3 protein-coding genes are annotated in these 1,874 nt (G+C 39.7%); all 3 read left to right on the top strand.

Annotated features, from left to right (window positions below; all coding sequences use genetic code 11):
- The first annotated feature begins 256 nt into the window (after nucleotides 1–256).
- Nucleotides 257–409 carry a type II toxin-antitoxin system RelB family antitoxin gene (gene relB / locus Q384_RS13495; RefSeq protein WP_211251109.1) on the top strand — a complete coding sequence of 51 codons (153 nt, stop codon included), beginning with the start codon at nucleotides 257–259 and terminating at the stop codon, nucleotides 407–409.
- The gene (locus Q384_RS10870) at nucleotides 393–656 is read left to right on the top strand and encodes a type II toxin-antitoxin system RelE family toxin (RefSeq protein WP_037588077.1); all 264 of its coding nucleotides are present in this window, start codon (nucleotides 393–395) and stop codon (nucleotides 654–656) included. The genes relB and Q384_RS10870 overlap by 17 nt, the downstream gene beginning before the upstream one ends.
- Nucleotides 657–1,582: 926 nt before the next feature.
- Nucleotides 1,583–1,874 (top strand): BapA/Bap/LapF family prefix-like domain-containing protein (locus tag Q384_RS10865; protein ID WP_037588075.1); only part of this gene is annotated, 292 nt, incomplete at its 3' end.

Here is a 1,874-nt window from a genome sequence, read left to right as displayed (position 1 = left end):
GATATGTTGGTTAAATTGTTGGTTTATTAAAAATCATGTTTCAATTTTATTTATTAAAATTAAATTGATATATATTAAATATGATTCCCGGTGGGAGCATTTTGAATTACAGCGAAGCGTATTTGCAAAACGCACCGGAACAAATCAATAACTATTCCCGCCCCGGTCTGAGCTTTAAGATGCTAAATGAGCTGTATCAGGTTCATCTGCAGAGAATTCTGCACTAGCGCAGGGGCTGCCGAAATGCGACGGGTTTATGTGCAGTTACTTACGCGAAATCATCGAACACGGAATAGAAGAAGCGGAGGATTACTACCTTGCTGCGGAAGTATTGGAACGTGTCCGCAAAGGGCATGAACCGATTCATTCATCTGCCGACATAAGGAAATCTCTTGGTTTGGACAATTGACTACACTGACACTGCCAAGAAACAACTGCACAAGCTGGACAAGCAAACCGCTTGCCGCATCGTTGATTTCATGGATACGCGCATTGCCATACTGGATAATCCGCAGCAAACAGATAAAGCATTGACGGGATCACTGGGCGATTTTTGGCGTTACCGAATTGGTGATTATCGGGTGATTTGCGATATTCAGGACGGTGCGTTACGTGTTTTGGTGGTACAAGTCGGCAACAGGCGGAAAATTTATTAATAATCAAACAACCTCGTTAAGGGCGAAATGTGTGCTTTAACGAGGTTTTTCCCTGAAGAAAAACGTTCTGACAATGCGAGTGAATCAATCGGCAATAGCGTTTAAATCACCTATAAACTGTCTAAGAACCTATGTTTAATAACGCCTAAACAAAGTAAGTCATTCAGGCGTGATTCGGGCAGAAATATCAACGCCAATGCCCAATTGGTCAGCGATATTTTCCTCAAAAGTCTTGCGGTAACCTGCGTCAGCACTGAACCGCTTATGGTTGGGTATTTTTCAAATGCCTTTTTGGCAACCGAAATACCGGATTTTGTGCCGTGAAAATTTGCTGCGTGAACTTCTTGAAGTGCTGCTGATTATTCCGCTTAATTCTTAACAGGATTGAGCGGTTTTTTGATCAGGCAAACCGATATTTCCGTCTAGCTATCAATAACATTTAAAAATACAATTTAGTATTTTATTGTTTTTTATTGTAAAGAACAATGCGTTTTCTTTTATGAGTATTTTTACACTTGCTGTTTTTTCAACCTGTATTTTTTGACGGCTGCATTAGCTACCACATCTTTTAAAATATTTTAATATATTAAACAAATACTTACCCCCCCCCCATGCGTGCAAAAAATAGACTTATTTAAAAAAAGCCAATTGAAATATCATTACATTTATAAACATTTGTTTGTAAAGTAAATTTCTGTGAATAAAGTTTTTAGAATTCAAGTTCTAAAAAATAGAGCGCAAAGCCTAATTTTTTGCTACAGTTTGCCATGCGAAATAATTTCATTATTGTATTACCGCACTACTGTACTAGAAAGTTACGGTATTGCCGTATTGCTAACTAAGTAAAAAATGAAATTTAAATATTTGTTTTTATTTATTAACTGGTTATTTGCTTAATTTTATTTAGGCTTGAGAGGGGATACTCCATGGTCAACATCGAAGTCATTTCGCGCGCCGGCGCGAAGGTTGTATTGCAAACCAAAGGCACAGAAGTGAGCCTGCCCGGCACTGAAAACGTACTGGTGAAACTGGGCATTGGTGCAAATACTGTTGTAGAAATGAAACAAGAAGGCGATCACCTGATCGTGGTCTTGAGCAATGGTGAAGTCATCACCATTGACAACTATTTTGCCCAAGTTTGCGAAGCCGACAAACCGGCGGAAGCAGACACCGTTTCCGCCCATGCGGCTGCCGACACCGGCAATCAGCTCGTGCTTG

Origin of the sequence: Stenoxybacter acetivorans DSM 19021, assembly GCF_000745895.1 — a bacterium.
Classification (GTDB): domain Bacteria; phylum Pseudomonadota; class Gammaproteobacteria; order Burkholderiales; family Neisseriaceae; genus Stenoxybacter; species Stenoxybacter acetivorans.
This window is presented reverse-complemented; position numbering and strand designations above follow the sequence as displayed.

Excerpts from the sequence above, each read along its gene's own strand:
- relB (WP_211251109.1), top strand. The coding sequence starts at position 257 with ATGTGCAGTTACTTACGCGAAATCATCGAACACGGAATAGAAGAAGCG.